This window comes from Aurantimonas sp. A2-1-M11, from assembly GCF_036549475.1.
Classification (GTDB): domain Bacteria; phylum Pseudomonadota; class Alphaproteobacteria; order Rhizobiales; family Rhizobiaceae; genus Aurantimonas.
The window spans coordinates 1-15,105 of the sequence record NZ_JAZHLI010000052.1 but is presented as its reverse complement, the minus strand read 5'-3'; the positions used below and the strand labels follow the sequence as shown (position 1 = coordinate 15,105).

At 63.6% G+C, this 15,105-nt stretch carries 15 protein-coding genes and 2 pseudogenes; 4 read left to right on the top strand and 13 right to left on the bottom strand.

Translation table 11 applies throughout. The annotated features are described in order from the left end of the window. The first annotated feature begins 29 nt into the window (after positions 1-29). Positions 30-1,865: an aminopeptidase P family protein gene (locus VQ042_RS19045; RefSeq protein WP_331821895.1), complete on the top strand. Its 1,836-nt coding sequence runs from the start codon at positions 30-32 to the stop codon at positions 1,863-1,865. A gap of 128 nt (positions 1,866-1,993) precedes the next feature. Here VQ042_RS19045 and VQ042_RS19040 read toward each other — a convergent pair whose 3' ends face one another. From VQ042_RS19040 to VQ042_RS19015, 6 genes are all read right to left on the bottom strand, one after another. Further along, entirely contained in the window at positions 1,994-2,485 is a 492-nt protein-coding gene (locus tag VQ042_RS19040) for a BA14K family protein (RefSeq protein ID WP_331821894.1), read from the bottom strand. Positions 2,486-2,654: 169 nt separating this feature from the next. Beyond that, positions 2,655-2,885, bottom strand: coding sequence for a hypothetical protein (locus VQ042_RS19035; RefSeq protein ID WP_331821893.1), 231 nt, complete (start codon positions 2,883-2,885; stop codon positions 2,655-2,657). A 52-nt stretch (positions 2,886-2,937) separates the two neighbouring features. Then, positions 2,938-3,342, bottom strand: coding sequence for an SRPBCC family protein (locus VQ042_RS19030; protein WP_331821892.1), 405 nt, complete (start codon positions 3,340-3,342; stop codon positions 2,938-2,940). Further along, positions 3,339-3,662: an ArsR/SmtB family transcription factor gene (locus VQ042_RS19025; RefSeq protein WP_331821891.1), complete on the bottom strand. Its 324-nt coding sequence runs from the start codon at positions 3,660-3,662 to the stop codon at positions 3,339-3,341. The genes VQ042_RS19030 and VQ042_RS19025 overlap by 4 nt, the downstream gene beginning before the upstream one ends. 115 nt (positions 3,663-3,777) lie before the next feature. Beyond that, the gene (locus VQ042_RS19020; RefSeq protein ID WP_331821890.1) at positions 3,778-5,580 is read right to left on the bottom strand and encodes a glycoside hydrolase family 15 protein; all 1,803 of its coding nucleotides are present in this window, start codon (positions 5,578-5,580) and stop codon (positions 3,778-3,780) included. Positions 5,581-5,739: 159 nt separating this feature from the next. Continuing rightward, positions 5,740-6,405, bottom strand: a complete 666-nt coding sequence (locus VQ042_RS19015; protein WP_331821889.1) for a cytochrome c oxidase assembly protein — start codon at positions 6,403-6,405, stop codon at positions 5,740-5,742. Positions 6,406-6,826: 421 nt separating this feature from the next. On the opposite strand from VQ042_RS19015, the gene VQ042_RS19010 reads away from it, so the two are divergent. Continuing rightward, positions 6,827-7,336, top strand: coding sequence for a hypothetical protein (locus tag VQ042_RS19010; protein ID WP_331821888.1), 510 nt, complete (start codon positions 6,827-6,829; stop codon positions 7,334-7,336). A gap of 97 nt (positions 7,337-7,433) precedes the next feature. Beyond that, complete coding sequence (locus tag VQ042_RS19005) at positions 7,434-8,402, top strand: YihY/virulence factor BrkB family protein (protein WP_331821887.1); 969 nt, start codon at positions 7,434-7,436, stop codon at positions 8,400-8,402. On the opposite strand, the pseudogene VQ042_RS19000 reads toward VQ042_RS19005, so the two are convergent. Beyond that, a pseudogene (locus VQ042_RS19000) lies at positions 8,397-9,325 on the bottom strand (IS630 family transposase). The gene VQ042_RS19005 and the pseudogene VQ042_RS19000 sit on opposite strands and share 6 nt — an antisense overlap. A gap of 285 nt (positions 9,326-9,610) precedes the next feature. On the opposite strand from VQ042_RS19000, the gene VQ042_RS26035 reads away from it, so the two are divergent. Further along, positions 9,611-9,856: an SEC-C metal-binding domain-containing protein gene (locus VQ042_RS26035; RefSeq protein WP_442880133.1), complete on the top strand. Its 246-nt coding sequence runs from the start codon at positions 9,611-9,613 to the stop codon at positions 9,854-9,856. 919 nt (positions 9,857-10,775) lie between these two features. Here the strand turns inward: VQ042_RS26035 and VQ042_RS18995 are convergent. The 6 genes and pseudogenes from VQ042_RS18995 to VQ042_RS18970 form a co-directional block, all read right to left on the bottom strand. After that, the gene (locus VQ042_RS18995; RefSeq protein ID WP_331821886.1) at positions 10,776-10,973 is read right to left on the bottom strand and encodes a hypothetical protein; all 198 of its coding nucleotides are present in this window, start codon (positions 10,971-10,973) and stop codon (positions 10,776-10,778) included. Positions 10,974-11,347: 374 nt separating this feature from the next. Next, a complete protein-coding gene (locus tag VQ042_RS18990; protein WP_331821885.1) occupies positions 11,348-12,169 on the bottom strand; it encodes a class I SAM-dependent methyltransferase in 822 nt (273 codons plus the stop codon). A gap of 76 nt (positions 12,170-12,245) precedes the next feature. Beyond that, positions 12,246-13,121: an ISAs1 family transposase gene (locus VQ042_RS18985; RefSeq protein WP_442880135.1), complete on the bottom strand. Its 876-nt coding sequence runs from the start codon at positions 13,119-13,121 to the stop codon at positions 12,246-12,248. A 282-nt stretch (positions 13,122-13,403) separates the two neighbouring features. Further along, on the bottom strand, positions 13,404-14,432 hold the full coding sequence (locus VQ042_RS18980; protein ID WP_331821884.1) for an IS110 family transposase: 1,029 nt from the start codon (positions 14,430-14,432) through the stop codon (positions 13,404-13,406). A gap of 84 nt (positions 14,433-14,516) precedes the next feature. Continuing rightward, positions 14,517-14,810: pseudogene (locus tag VQ042_RS18975) on the bottom strand (transposase); the annotation flags it as partial. Positions 14,811-14,860: 50 nt separating this feature from the next. Beyond that, positions 14,861-15,105 (bottom strand): hypothetical protein (locus tag VQ042_RS18970; protein ID WP_331821883.1); only part of this gene is annotated, 245 nt, incomplete at its 5' end.

Here is a 15,105-nt window from a genome sequence, read left to right as displayed (position 1 = left end):
TGGCCTCCTCATTTTCCGAAAGCCGATTGATGTTCCAGAGCTTCGACGAGATCGCCGATTTCTCCCAGAGCGCGGCAAGGGTCGCCCGTCTGCGCGACGGCCTGCGCGCCGACGGCATCGACGGATTCATCGTACCGCGCTCCGACGAGCATCAGGGCGAATACATCCCGCCTTCGGCGGCGCGGCTGGAATGGCTGACCGGCTTCTCCGGCTCGGCGGGCGTCGCCGTGGTGCTGGACGAAAGCGCCGTCATTCTCGTCGATGGCCGCTATACGCTGCAGGTGCGCCAGCAGGTCGACCTGACCGTCTTCGAACCCGTAGCCTCGGCCGACACCTCGCTCGCCGATTTCCTCAAGCGTGAGGCTGCCGGCAAGCGCATCGGCTTCGATGCCTGGCTGCATACGGCGGGCGAAGAGCGCAAGCTGCGGGCCGCACTGGAATCGGTCGGCGGCGAACTCGTCGCATTGGCCGCCAATCCCGTCGACCGGATCTGGAACGACCGCCCGGCGCCGCCGGCGGGCCGCGCCGTCGTCCATCCGGAGACATTCGCCGGCCGGGCGGCGAGCGAGAAGCTGGCGGATCTGGCGAAGGCGATCGCGGCGGCCAAGGCGGACGCCACGATCCTCACCGATCCCTCGTCCGTCGCCTGGGCCTTCAACATCCGCGGCTCGGACGTCTCGCATACGCCGTTGATGCTGAGCTTCGCGATCGTTCGGGCGAAGGGGCGTCCGACGCTTTTCGTCAATCCCGCCAAGCTGGACGCTGCGGTCACCGCGCATCTTGCGGATCTGGCCGACATCGCAGAGCCGGACGCGTTCGAGCCGGCAGTCAGAGGCGAGGCCGCCGGGCGCGCGATCGGCCTCGACCCGCAGCTTGCCGCGGGCAGGCTCTCGACCATCGTCGAGGGAGCCGGCGGCACGGTGGTCGAGATGCCCGACCCGGCGCGGCTGCCGCGGGCGATCAAGAATGCCGGCGAGATCGCAGGTGCCCGTGCCTCGCATCTGCGCGACGGCGTGGCGGTCACGCGCTTTCTCGCCTGGCTCGATCGCCAGGAGCCGGGCACGGTGACCGAGATCCTTGCGGCAGAGATGCTGGAGGCGGTGCGGGCCGAGCATGCCGAACAGGATGGCTCCGCGCTGAAGGACATCTCCTTCGACACCATCGCCGGTTCCGGGCCGAACGGGGCAATCGTCCACTACCGGGTGAACCGGGATTCTGACCGGCTATTGCGCGAGGGCGAACTGTTCCTGCTGGATTCGGGCGCGCAATATGTAGACGGCACGACCGACATCACCCGCACGGTGCCGGTGGGCGAGCCGACCAGCGAGATGCGTAGCCGGTTCACGCTGGTGCTCAAGGGAATGATCGCCATCGCCACGGCGCGGTTTCCCAACGGCACGCGCGGCGTCGATCTCGATCCTCTTGCCCGCATCGCCTTGTGGAAGGCGGGTTGCGACTTCGCCCATGGCACCGGCCACGGGATCGGTTCCTATCTGGCCGTGCATGAGGGGCCGCAATCAATCTCGCGTCGGGGCATGGCGGTGATCGAGGCAGGCATGATCCTGTCCGACGAGCCGGGTTACTATCGCGAGGGCGCCTTCGGGATCCGGATCGAGAACCTGATCCTGACCGAGCCGGCGACCGACATACCGGGCGGCGACATCGCCATGCACGGCTTCGAGACGCTGACGCTGGCACCGATCGACACGCGGCTGGTGGAGACGAGCCTCCTCACGTCCGACGAGATCGCCTGGCTCGACGCCTATCACGGCAGGGTACGCGAGGCGCTCGGCCCGCGTCTGGACGCGGACGATCGCGCATGGCTAGAGACGGCGACGCAGCCGCTGGGCAAGCCCGCCGTATAATAGGCGGTCGACTGGCCGAACGCGACGAACCCCGAACGCAAAGGACCTGCCGCAGGCGATGCGGCAGGTCCTTTCGCAATGATCATCCCGAGTGGGTAGACCGGTCGGAAGCAGGGGGCAGCTGGCGATCAGCGGCAAACCCGACGCGGCCCATGATAGGGCTGGTAGGTGCCGCTGCGCGGATCGAACGACCGGTATTTCGCGGCGCAATAACGATACCATTCTCCGGTGCCGTAGGCCGGCCCATAGGCCCCACGCGGCGCCACGCGGTAAAGTGGACGCGGCCCATCGTAATACCGCGGCTGGCTGGCAATGGCCGCACCGATGCCAAGGCCGACAATGCCGCCGAGGATGGCTGCGCCGCCCGAGCTGATGCCGCGATTGCGGCGGTGATAGCGATGGCCGCGATAATGCCGTCCGCCGCGATAATGGCGACCACCCCGATAGCGGCGATTGCCGTAATAGCGCCCGCCCACAAGCTGGACGTTCGCCCCGGCATATGGCCCGGCCTGCGCCATGGATATGCCGAGTGGCGTACCAGCCGGCATCGTGGCCGGCGCAACCGCCAGGGCCAGAGCGACGGCCAGTGACTTGACCGCAAACGATTTGAACAATCTCATTCTGACCTCCGGACAACAATAATGCGATGTTTTCACTTAACGTCCGTGAAACTGAATGGCTCCTGAACGACGGAAGCGATCACGCAAAGGTTGATTCGGTTCCTTGAGAAATCGGTCCGGCCCGTCCGCCCAGGCTCGGCGCCAGGCGGGGTCGGACCGACCGATCCGTTCACTCCGGAGTGGCAAGCGTGTGGCCGGCGCGAGATTTCCGGAGATAGGGCAGGGCGAACGGGTAGAGCCCGCTCACCAGAAGCAGCGCGAGCGGCGGGAGGGGCACGAAATACGCCCACTCCGCGGGCTCCCATCCGGCAGCGAGCGCACCGAAGATGGCGGCGACGACCAGCGCAAAGATAATGGACAGCCAGCGGTGAAACTGCCGGATCCCGGAGTTCCAGTGCATCAAAACCTCTTTTGCTTGAAGGCAACGGGCCGTAGGCGTTGTGCCGTCGGTCTCAACCCATGCGTGCCAGCACCTGCTCCAGATTGGCGAGGAAGCGCGGCCAAGCGACCTGCGCGCCCCGGTAATAGGGCTGCTGATCCTGCCGGAAGCCCGACTGCTCCATACGCAGGACTGTCCCGGCGCTGGTCGGCGTGAGGGTCCACGAGACGACGCTGACGAGATCCTTGGTGTCCCAGGAGTAGGACAGCGCCCGGTGCGGCTCGACCGTCCGGACCCGGCAGTCGACGCTGCCCCAGTCGGCGCTGAGACGGAAGTCGTGACCCACCTGCGCCTGGAAGTCGTTCGTCATCAGCCATTCGGCGATCAAATGCGGCTGTGTGAGTGCGCGCCAGATCTTCTCCGGTGGAAACGGGAACTCCCACTCCACGACGACCGCGAGGATTTCGGTTTCGCTCACTGATCCATCCTCCCGAGAAGGCTCTCCAGATCGTCAAACCGCTTCTGCCAGTATGATTCCAGCTGCTTTGCCCAATCGATCAGCGGGGCGAGCGCTTCGATCTGGGCCGTGTAATGGGTCTGGCGGCCGGCCTGCCGGTCGCGTACCAGGCCGGCCCGCTTCAGTACCCCCAGGTGCTTCGAGACCGCCGGCTGCGAGACGCCGGCCTCGGCCGTCAGCCCGCCGACCGTCTGCTCTCCCTCGCGGCACAGGCGCTCGAAGATCGCCCGCCGCGTCGGGTCGGCCAACGCATGGAACAGGACATCATGGGACGCCGTCATTCATAACCATCGAGCTATTTGTCGGCAATTCATAACCGAAGAGATATGTATTCGTCAATGGCTCGGGGCCCTGCTTTGCTTCGTAGAATCCGGTCCGATGGCAGGTCCCATCCAGCTACTCGGCGACTTCGCCGCGCTCGAACGCCGGCCCCTTGGCCCGGGCCAGGTTCAGCGCGGTGATGATCACGCCAACATGGCTGAAGGCCTGGGGGAAATTGCCGAGCATCTCGTCGGCCACGGGATCGTATTCCTCGGCCAGAAGGCCGACGTCGTTCTTCAGGCCGCAGAGTCGCTCGTAGAGCGTGACGGCATCGTCGTAGCGCCCGAGATACGCATAGACGTCGGCCAGCCAGAAGGAGCAGGCGAGAAACGCGCCTTCCTCGCCGTCGAGGCCATCGTCGGTATCGCCGTTGTCATAGCGGAGCACGAGCCCGTCGCGCAGCAAACGATTTTCGATCGCCGCGACCGTGCCGAGCACCCGCGGATCGTCGGCCGGCAGGAAGCCGGTCAGCGGAATCTGCAGGAGGCTGGCATCCAACGCTTTCGAGCCATACGCTTGGACGAAGGTGCCGAGTTCGGCGTCGTAGCCCTTCTCGCAGACGTCGGCATGGATATCGTCCGCCACCTTGCGCCATTGTCGGGCGTGGGGATCGCCGCCCTCGACTGCGGCGGCCATCTTTGCCGCGCGGTCGAAGGCGACCCAGGTCATGACTTTGCTGTGGACGAAATGGCGGCTGTCGCCGCGGATTTCCCAGATGCCTTCGTCCGGCCGGTGCCAGGCCTTTTCAAGGAACGGCATGACCGAATGGGCGAGGGCCGTGGAGCGCGGATGCGGCGCCAGGCCGCCGGCGCGCGCCTGCGCCAGCAGGTCGGCGACCTCACCGTAGATGTCGAGCTGAAACTGCTCGGACGCGGCATTGCCGATGCGCACCGGCCGGGAGGACCGGAAGCCCTCCAGCCAGGGGACTTCCCATTCCAGGAGATGGCGCTCGCCGGCGACGCCGTACATGATCTGCATCTGCGCGGGATCGCCTGCGACCGAGCGCATCAGCCATTCGCGCCAGGCTTCGGCCTCTTCGTAATAGCCCAGATCCATGAACGCCATCAGCGTCAGCGTTGCGTCTCGCAGCCAGCAATAGCGATAGTCCCAGTTGCGGCTGCCGCCGATCTCTTCCGGCAGGGACGTCGTGGCGGCGGCGACGATGCCGCCGGTAGGGCGGTAGGTGAGCGCCTTCAGCGTGATCAGCGAGCGCCGGACCTCCTCGGTCCAGTTGCCGACCTCCGGACAGCGCGAGGAGAATTCCGTCCAGAAGGCCTCGGTGTCGAGCAGCGTTGTTTCGGCGTCGGTCGGCCGCACTGGCTCCTGGTTGGACGCCTGATGGGCGAGGCTGAAGGCCAGGCGCTCACCCGCCGCAACGGTAAAGCGTCCCTTCGTGTGCATGTCCTCGCCGTGGAGTTCGACCGGCGCGTGCATGGTCAGCATTTCCGGGCCGGCGACCGCCGTAATCGTGTCGCGATCGATACGCGTGACCCAGGGGATCGACCGCCCGTAGTCGAATCGCATCACCAGATCGAAATCGAAATCGACCTGGCCTTCGACGCCGACGACGATGCGCTGGACATTGGCTACGCCGTCGCGCGGCGGCATGAAATCGACGAGCGTGGCGCTGCCGGTTGCCGTCTTGAAGGTCGTTTCCAATATCAGCGTGCCGTCCCGGTAGCGCCGCGTCGTTGTGAATTGCATGTCGCTGGGGGCGATGCGCCAGCGGCCGTTCTCGGTGGTGCCGAGGAGCGCGGCGAAGAAGGCGCGGGAATCGAAGCGTGGCAGGCAGAGCCAGTCGATCGATCCGTCCCGGGAGACGAGGGCCGCGCTCTCGCAGTCCCCAATCATGGCGTAGTCGGCAATACTGCGATGCAAACCCTGCTCCTGCCTTCGGTCACACTGGCCGCGAACTCCGGCGAAGCAGACAACGAGCCCAGCAGGATAGAGCCCGAAACTCGGCGAGAAAGGTCGGCTTGCGTCAAAGCTGTGTAAAGGATCCGGGAACGCACAGTTTGGCGCGGCGTGGCGAGGGCGTCAAAGGCCCGTCCCGGGTTGCGCGGGCGCCGTGTCCTCCCCGACGAGCCGCTGGACCAGGACGAGCGCTCCGACAAGACAGGGAAACCCGCCGAACACCGCCATCAGCACGCCGCCCAGCCGTTGATCCTCCAGCGTCTCGAAGCCGAACGCACCGATGCAGACGTCGGGCGCGTAGATCAGGGCTGGGGCCAGGGCGAGAAGAGCGCCCAACATGGTCATGTGCGCAAAGGTCGTGAACATGGCGAAGGCGCCGATGGCCGCGGCGCCACGGCCCCGGCCGGCAAAGCTGACGGCCCAGAGCAGCAGGCCGGCAGCCAGGAAGCTGAGTTGCTGAAACACGAACACCTCGGCGTGGCGGGCCGCCGCCTCGTGCAGGACCGGTGTGTGCCAGCCCCAGATCACGAACATGTCGAAGGCCGAGGCGGCGGCCGCCGATGCGATGCCCGGCCGAATGGCCTGAAGGCCGATCCCGAACCGACGGAGCCCGATCACCAGGAGCGGGGCGGCCAGGGTGACGATCCCCAAATGCAGGATCATGTGCGCGGAAAAGGCGCGCCGGCTCAACTCCACCAGCGGGCTCAGCCAGAGGCCGGCAAGAACGACAGTGCCCAGCAGTGCCGGCCATGCGTGGGCGAGGGAGCGCGTGTCGCCTCTCGCCCGCATATCCTTCGATCCCGTGTCCGCCAGTCGCTCCATCCGGGGAAGTCTAGGGCGAGAGGGGCGTGGTGTCTGCGGGGTGGACCGCAACAGCGGCATTTGCGCGACGCAGGGATTGTCCAGCGTCCTAATGGGCGGCGCCGACGGATGGGGCCGGGGATCGATGCCCGGGGCATCGCGGCGAAGACGATTCGTTACGTGGGTGGAACAAAGCCGCGACCGATCCGCCGTTCGGGGGCGGCTGTCCCGCACTTATTCTGTCGCAGATCATTGGCATTTCGTTCGATAGTACATAATTATAGAGGAGGACGGCCATGTCGGCCGCGATCCATCCGATTCGTCGCATGTTCCGCCGGTTTTCCTCCGGCTCCCATTGCACTTTCTGTTGAGCCCGATGAAACCACAGTCAAGACCGTTCACCGTTGCCGTGAAGCGGCGCAAGCTTTCGTCAGACGGCAAGAAGAAATCCGTCTGGTCGGATGTGTCCCATCTGATCGCCAAAGCCGAGAGCGATCTGGCCCTGGACGAGTACGTCGAGACCACAGCGTCGTTGCAGGCCGAGCCGGAACCGAAGCCGGCCAAGCCCGAGGCGACCCGCCAGCCGCGCATCTTGCAGAGCCGAGCGAGCGATCCGGTGACGCCGGAGCCGGACGCCGAACCAGAGGAGCGTCCCGTTCGCCGCCGGGGGCGGCCGCGCAAGACGGTTGTTGTCGAGACCGCAATCCAGCCTGAACCGCATGCAGAACCCGAGCCGATCACGGCACGGGTCGAAGACGCGGTGTCCGTAGCGGTCAAGGAGCCCTCGGACGATGAGCAGGCCCAGCCGGAAACCGGCACCCAGGTCGAGAAGCGCGTCACGGGCCGCCGCCGCGTGCGGATCATGGGGCTGCGAGCCGGCGAACGCTGGAAGCGCCACCTGCCACGCTGGTCCCGCTGATCCGTCACGGGCGGAGCCGTTTTGGTTCGCGCGCGTTGGGAGGCTGACGGCCGCGCGATTGATTGCAAGAGCGGCGAGCGGGTGCGAGAGCGGCTGAATGGACGCGAAGGCGGAACAGGAAACAGCGCGCGACAAGCGTCGACCTCACGGCATCCTCAGCGAGCAACCGACCGATCTCATCTATGGCTCAGGCTGGAGGGCAGTCTGGGCCGTCCTCCGGGAAGCGATCCTGCGGCTTTGGAACGACGATGCGATGGGGCTGGCCGGCAACATCGCGTTCCGTGCGGTCCTTGCCATCTTCCCCTTCCTCATCTTTGCCAGTTCGCTGACCGCCTTCATCGGTAACCGCGACATGGCCGATGGCCTCGTCACCTTCCTGATCGCAATCGTACCGCCGGCTCTGGCAGAGCCGCTGGTGGCGGAAGTGCTGAGCATCCTGACGGTCCAGCGCGGCGGCGTTCTCAGCGTCGGTGTCCTCCTCACGATCTGGTTCGCCATCGGCGGCGTCGACGGCGTGCGGGTCGGCCTGAACCGGGCCTACGACATAAGGGAAACCCGCTCAACCATCGTCCTCTACACCCTCGAAGTGCTTACGGTCGTGTTGACCGGGCTGGTGCTGGTCGCGGTGGGCTATCTGCTGGTACTGGCGCCCCGGGCCGGCTCGTTCCTGCATCAGGTGATGCCGGGTTTCGAGCCATCGTCCGTGACGCCCGGCCTGATCCGTTATCCCGCGACCGCGGCAATCCTCGCCGCCGCATTGTTCGTGGCGCATGTCTTCCTGCCGGCCCGCCGATCTCGTTTTAGCAACATGTGGCCGGGTGTCCTGTTCACGCTTATCGCGTGGTCAATTCTGGTAGCGGCGTTTTCGCTCTACATCGGCCAGTTCGCCAATTACGCCAGCTATTACGCAGGTCTGGCGGGTATCATCGCGGCACTGTATTTCCTCTACCTCGCTGCCCTGGTGCTGATCTTCGGCGGCGAACTCAACCGCGCCATCCGGATTCACAGGCTCGCCCGAGCCCTGCGGCGCGACAGGCCAGACAATGTTATACCGACCAGCTCATGAACTGACCGCTTTGATGTAGGGATAGTTGCAGAGGGACCGGATGCGGGCTTGATCTTTGGTGGCGCGGTTCCAAGCGTCGCAGCAAGCGTCGATGATGGCTTGCCTGTCGCGGAAGACGCAGAGGCTGAGAGATGTCTCGCGCAGATAGAGCCACAGCCGCTCGACCGGGTTGAGTTGGGGACTGTAGGGCGGAAGCGCGACGAGGGTGATGTTCGTCGGGACGTCGAGGGCCTTTTCACCGTGCCATCCGGCGCCGTCGAGGACCATGACAACATGGACGTCGTCAGGAATGGCGAACTCGGCGAGGTAGAGGTTCATCATCGCCTTGTCGGCATAGGGCAGGACCAGAGCGAAGGACTGGCCGGTGGAGGGTTCGACGGCGCCGAAGGTAGGTCCATTCGAAGCGCTGGTCGCAGAGCCCGGGTGGTCGCTTGCCGCGAGTCCACCAGCGGTGACAGAGGCGGCCTTTCTGGCCAACCCTTGCTTCGTCCTGGAACCACAGCGCAATCCGCTTGCCGGGATGGTCGAGCTTTGCTGCTTTCAGGACCTCCGCGAGCCCCTTTTTGAAGCGCGCCTGGCGCCCCGGATCGCACTGAGGGTGGGTCGACCGGGCCTTCTGTCGCGAAATGCCGTTACGGCGCAGAATGCGCGACAGGCTGGCGGGATGAACATGCTTGCCGAACCGCCACGCCCTCAGCGTTGTAGCGCAGCACCCAGTCGCGCAGCGTCTGCCGGTCCATGCCGGCCTCCTCTGCCGCTTGCGCTCGGTTCATCCCCGACAGCGCGCCCGCCAGCGCCAGAAGACGGCTCGCCACCCGCCCGTTGGTCTCTCGCCGTGCCAGAGCCCGAAGCTCCGCAGGCGATAGATCCTCGTTGATTTTCAAGGCCATCGCTCGTTCCCTCCATTGACGGGAACAGGGAATCACGCTCACCCAAGACAAGACAATCACAACCGAGTCAGATCAAGCGCGGACCGGTATTATGGCCTCGGTGCGGGAGCGATAATGGTCGACGATGCGTAAAACCGACATTCACGTGCCTCCCGGAATTCGGACAGTTTTGAGCTGGCATTTTCCGACGGCTTCGGCCGAGCAGTCGACCTGAGGCCGCAGTGCTGGATAGCCATCGCAAAGAGCGGCGACGAGGACGCTAAGGTCGCACTCGCCGGACTTCTCCATCTCGTCACAATCGCTCGCGACGCAGGCCCGATGTCCGAGGACGAGACCAACGCTTTCGACGATACGGGGCCCGTTCTCATCCCACGCTGGGTTCTCGCCTTGAATGCTTGGCGCCTCGCCAACGCCACCAGCGCTCTCGCACCGTTGCCGACCTTCGGCAAAGTCGGTCGCAACGATCCGTGCCCCTGCGGTTCCGGCAAGAAGTACAAAAATGCTGCAGCCTCAATTGATCTAAACGTCACCGGACGGTTACGCAGTTTCCGCCATAGCTCATAACGAACCTCGCCCCCACGTTCGCCATCGGCCACCGCAATGGCGTGGCGCAGCTTGGACACGTCGATACCGACGAAAACTTCTGTAGAATGCTCCATGGCTTGCCCTCCTGCCGGGGAGGATCGGCTCGGCCCATCCGAGCAACCCTCGAACAAGACAGTGTAGGGCAAGCCGCCCGGCCAGACGGAAATACGGTCTTACGGATCGTCGCTCGCGGCGAGCGAAAGGATAGAAAGGTCGCGTCTTAAGGGTCGATGCGCCGCCTCGCCTTATCAGGCTCAGGCGGGTACCTGGTTTGCCGCTCAAGTTCCCGCACGACCCAAGCCCAGTGCAAATGGCTGTTACGGTCGCCACTCCTCTCAGCGATTTCTCGGATGCCTACGGCCACCCGCTGGGCACCTTCCACCCCATGACTTTTCAGGAGCCGGGTGACCGAGTCCTGCACAGTGATTGGGGGAGGGGATCGCTGCAGCCAAGCCAATACGCGGCGTGCGGCGATTTCGATGTTTCTGATCACGAGTCCCTATCTCCTCCCCGGCACCTTTGCCTGCACCTTGGCGCCGACGTTCCTGATGCCGCAATCGGCGCATTTGATCGGAGGCTGCCAACGAATGGACACCTGATGGTGTCCCGAGATCGCAATCATCCGCTCAAGCGTCAGGTCCATTTTCCGATTGCAGCCGTCACAGTACCAGACAAGGCTCATCTCGTTGTAGGTCAGCTTGCCGAGTGTGTCGATCGTGTGCGGGACTGGGATGGCTCTTCCGGCACAGGCTATGGCCCTCTTCAGTTAAGGCTGCGACAGCCCGTCTTTGATCAAGACCTAGCCGGAGTCGCACCCTGTCCGAAAGGATCACGGTGGCGAGTTCTCGCCCGTAGCGCCCGCGACCTTCCGTCCACTCTATCCGGTAGCCGCCGGCGATCAACTGGCGCCGCCGATCGCGGGCAGCCAGCCCGAGCCACTTTCCGCGGCGCATTCGAGCTGGCTCATCTCGGGCGGTTTGACGTTTAGGGCCCGCCACCTCACGCCGCGCTTCCCGCCGGTTTCGCCGTCGACGATGCGTGTCAGCTTCCGCTCCGCCTGATCGCTGCCGGAGCAGACCGGAATCGTGCGGGCCACGGCAGGGGGGGGGCGAGTAGGGTAATGGCGATGGCGAGACGGATCATGCCCACTCCATGCTCACCGCGTTCCAAACGTCCGCCACGTCAGCATAGCCGACCGCGCGGTCAAACCGGTCGATGACCTAGGCATTGCTCGATCGCGCGACAGCAGATCGGAGAGTTGACATGCGAATTCTTGCACCGCAGTAAAGAAGAATCTCTCGTTGTTCGGAGTGATCGATCGGTGAGGGCAAGCATCACCCATAAAATCTCGTAATGATCGGGCGGGAGGCCTCCGGAGTTCCTCGCCTCAAAGCAACTTCGACCGGAGTATAACCCTGAATTTGACATCAAACTTCGATTTTGATCGTTTATCTAGGTATCCGAGGTGTTTTATACCCAAGGCCACAGTCTTGCGAGTCGGCGAGCCGCGGAACCGAAGTAGTTAGGAAGAAGCCGGTAATTGTTTATCCTCCGATTGTCCGAAGTAAGCAATATGGGTACTTTGTCAGGATGAAACGTGCTAGCGGAATCGAAAACAATATCCGTATTTTTCAGTATCTTCACCAGTGCGGCGTCGTTTACGTCTTCGTGGCGTAACGCCAATCCAAATAACTCCCTGAACACGGGAGTTGTAAACGACAGGTTCGGTCTGTCCTCATGCTTTTTCGGATCGAACGTGACCTGATCGATCGGCGATGATAGCCGGTGAACTTCCTTTGCTGAGCTGTCCAGGATAGGGAAACGGCGACCGATCAGATATCGGCCGCAAAGGCCCTCGCAGCGTGCTTTCTCAAACGCCGATTGTAATTGCAGCATAGTCATGTGCAGCGTATGGCCGCGCCAGTGAGACCAGTAAAGCTTCAGGCCGTGCTCAAACAGATACCCGTCCGCGTCGAAATAGGGCTGTTGAACAAAAACGAATTCATCCGCGACCTTGCAGGCCGAAAGGATGCATTTCTCGGCTAGGGAGGCAGATGGAAGATGCTCTAAAAAATGCGACATGATCACATATCGCACCGTTCCCATTGTTCGGGGATCGAGGCGCGTTACATCCTGAACGATCGCGTTGTATCCGGCAGCGCAGGCGCGCTCGACCTTGCGAGGATCAGCGTCAAGGCCAAGGCCCAGTCCGCCAAACATCGACTGAGCAAATTTGATCGAGCCACCGTTACTGCATCCGAAGTCAAGAAAGTCGAAGTCTGAAAACTGCATGTCGAGCCTCCGCATCCCGCTCTTTCGCGCATCCTCTCTCAATTCTCAAGGGGCTGCGATGCAGGGCAATCGCATTTCAGAACAGGCTGAGCAGGCGAGAGAGGAATGCATTGTCCCAGCCTGCCCTTTGGAATTTCCCCTTCAAGGATTCCTTTGAGCCGTCCTTCTGCATGACGTTGAGCGCCATGTTGCGCAGCACGGCGATGTTTTGGGGGCCGTTGCCGAGGCGGGTTCGATCCTGGTCCTCGTTCATGACGACGTCGAGCCGCCAGTGCAGACGGCTCTCGACGCTCCAATGCTCACGGGCGACTTGGTTGAAGCGTTCGGCGGAGAGCGCCGTCGAGAGAAGATAGTAGGCTGTTTCGGTCGTCGTCTTCGGCCCGCACTGACGCACCCGGACGACCTTGCCGACGGCGGCAAGGCCGGGCCAGCGATGGTCGGCCTGCAGCCAGTCGATATCGGTCGAGACTGTGGCCGTGCGGGTTTCGATGCGGCCGTGGTCGGCATCGACGGTGCGCGCCTCCGCCTCCGCCTCGCGCGCCGGATCATCGAGAAAGGTGACGACATCATCGTGCAACCTGCCCTGATTGCCCTTCAACGCCAGCACATAGTCGCCGCCCTGATCGACGATCTGTTTGGCGATCGTACGCTGGCAGTTCGGCGCATCGGCCGGCACGATGGTGCCCTTCAGCGACAGCATCGCCAAGAGCTTCGGCACCGCGGTGATCTCGTTCGACTTGGCGTCGGTGGCGATCTGCGCCAGCACCAGACGCTGCTCGCAGCCCCAGGCGCTGACCATGTGCAGCGCCGACTTGCCGCTGGCGCGGTCGAAGGAGCGGCGCACCACCTTTCCATCGATCGCCACGACCCCTGCCACACCCTTTGAAAAGCGCTCCATAAAACGCTGAATGAACTGATGCCGTGGATGCCCCCACGCAGCGGCATCTTGTATGCCATGACGTGTGTGGATGCCCCCGTGAGTGCAAGTGATTTTTCGAACGGTTTGGGCGCGTGATCGGGTGCGGTCATGTGTCAGGCCTCAAAATACGGCTCTCATCATGGCCGCTGGCCGGTATGGCGATACGCAGGACGGGGTCACATCAAAATAGCGAGCTCGAAGCTCATGCTCAGGCACTGACTTTCCCATCCGCGATCTTGTCGATCATTTGCCCTTACTATTCGCCGACCTCCTCACACCCCCGACGCGCCGGAGCAGTTCATCTTGATCTTCCGGTCAAGTTGACGCTGCTACCGGACCTCGGTAATCTGCTTGCTTCGTCATCATCGCCCATATGCTTCGTGCCATCTTGTTGGCCAGAGCGATCGCCACCAGCATGCGTGGCTTCTTCGCCAGCATGCGCGAAAGCCACGAGTTTATCGGCGGTGCCGAACGGGAACTCGCCTTCAACACCGACATCGCTCCGATGATCAGTAGCCGGCGGATATCGCGCTGTCCCATCTTCGACGTCTTTCCGAGGCGCGGCTTGCCGCCCGTCGAGCACTGGCGCGGTACAAGCCCGAGCCAGGCTGCGAAACCGCGGCCGCTGCGGAAGGTTTGCATGGCCGGCGCGAATGTCTCGACGGCGACCGCCGTTATTGGTCCCACGCCGGGCATGGTCTGTAGCCGCCGCGTCGTCTCGGCCTGCCCGGCGACCGCGCGCAGCTTCTTATCAAGGTCGCCGATCTTCGTGTCGAGTTCGTCAATCTGCTCAAGAAAGAGTTGGCCCAGCTCCCTCACCATCGCCGGAAGAGGCGAGGCCTTGTCCGCGATAACGCCCGCCAGACGCTTCAGATGGGCCGGCCCTTGCGCTGCCACCACGCCATGCTCAGCGAGATGGCCGCGCACGGCGTTGATCAACTGGGTACGCTGGCGCACCAGCAGATCGCGCGTACGGAACAACATTGCACGAGCCTGCTGAGCCTCACTCTTCACAGCCACAAATCGCATGGTCGGCCGCGACGCCGCCTCAACAATAGCCTCCGCGTCGGCGGCGTCGTTCTTCTGCCGCTTCACGAACGGCTTTACGTAGATCGGCGGGATCAGGCGGACCGTATGCCCGAGCTTCTCGATCTCGCGACCCCACCCGTGAGCAGTGGCGCAGGCCTCCATCGCCACCACGCAGCGCGGCTGACCGATGAGGAACGACAGAAGCCGATCGCGCGGAAGCTTCTTCCTGAACGCCACAGATCCGTCCGCGCCAGCCCCATGCACCTGGAATACCTGCTTTGCGAGATCGATTCCGATAATTCCAATCTGCGACATGGATGTCGTCTCCCTCACCTGATGTCATTGCAGACCATCACCTGGCATATTGCGCTGCCGCCGGGAGGGGGCATCCACGCCATCAAAATGCGCCGACGCCTTGCGCAGGATCTCATTGGCCTGGCGAAGTTCGCGGACCTCGCGTTCAAGAGCCTTGATCCGGTCCCGTTCCTCGCTCGTCTGTCCAGCACGAGCGCCCTGATCACGCTCGGCCTGCTGCACCCACTTTCGCAGCGTCTCGCCCGAGCAGCCGATCTTGGCCGCAATGGAAGAAATCGCCTCCCACTGCGACGCGTGATCGGCTCGATGCTCCCGCACCATCCGGACAGCCCGCTCACGGACCTCCGGCGAATATCTCTTCGATGTCGATTTTGTCATGATGACCCCATTCTCTCAGGAAATGAGGTCTCCGGGAAATCCGGGGCGGTTCAGATTGTCGCGCTACATCCACCGGAATCCAAGCGCACATTGATGCCAAAGCGCAGGGGCGACAATATAACGGCCATTCCGGTGGCCACCTCAGTCACACCTGCTGATGTCCGATTTTCCACCACTAGCGCGGAGTACGTCATGCCAAGCTGATGAATGCCTGTCGGTGAAAGTCCGATCTGGTCAAAGCCGTAGCGGGCAGGCCGGGACCAAGTCTTGCGGGCGTCGCGGTAACGTGGGGTCT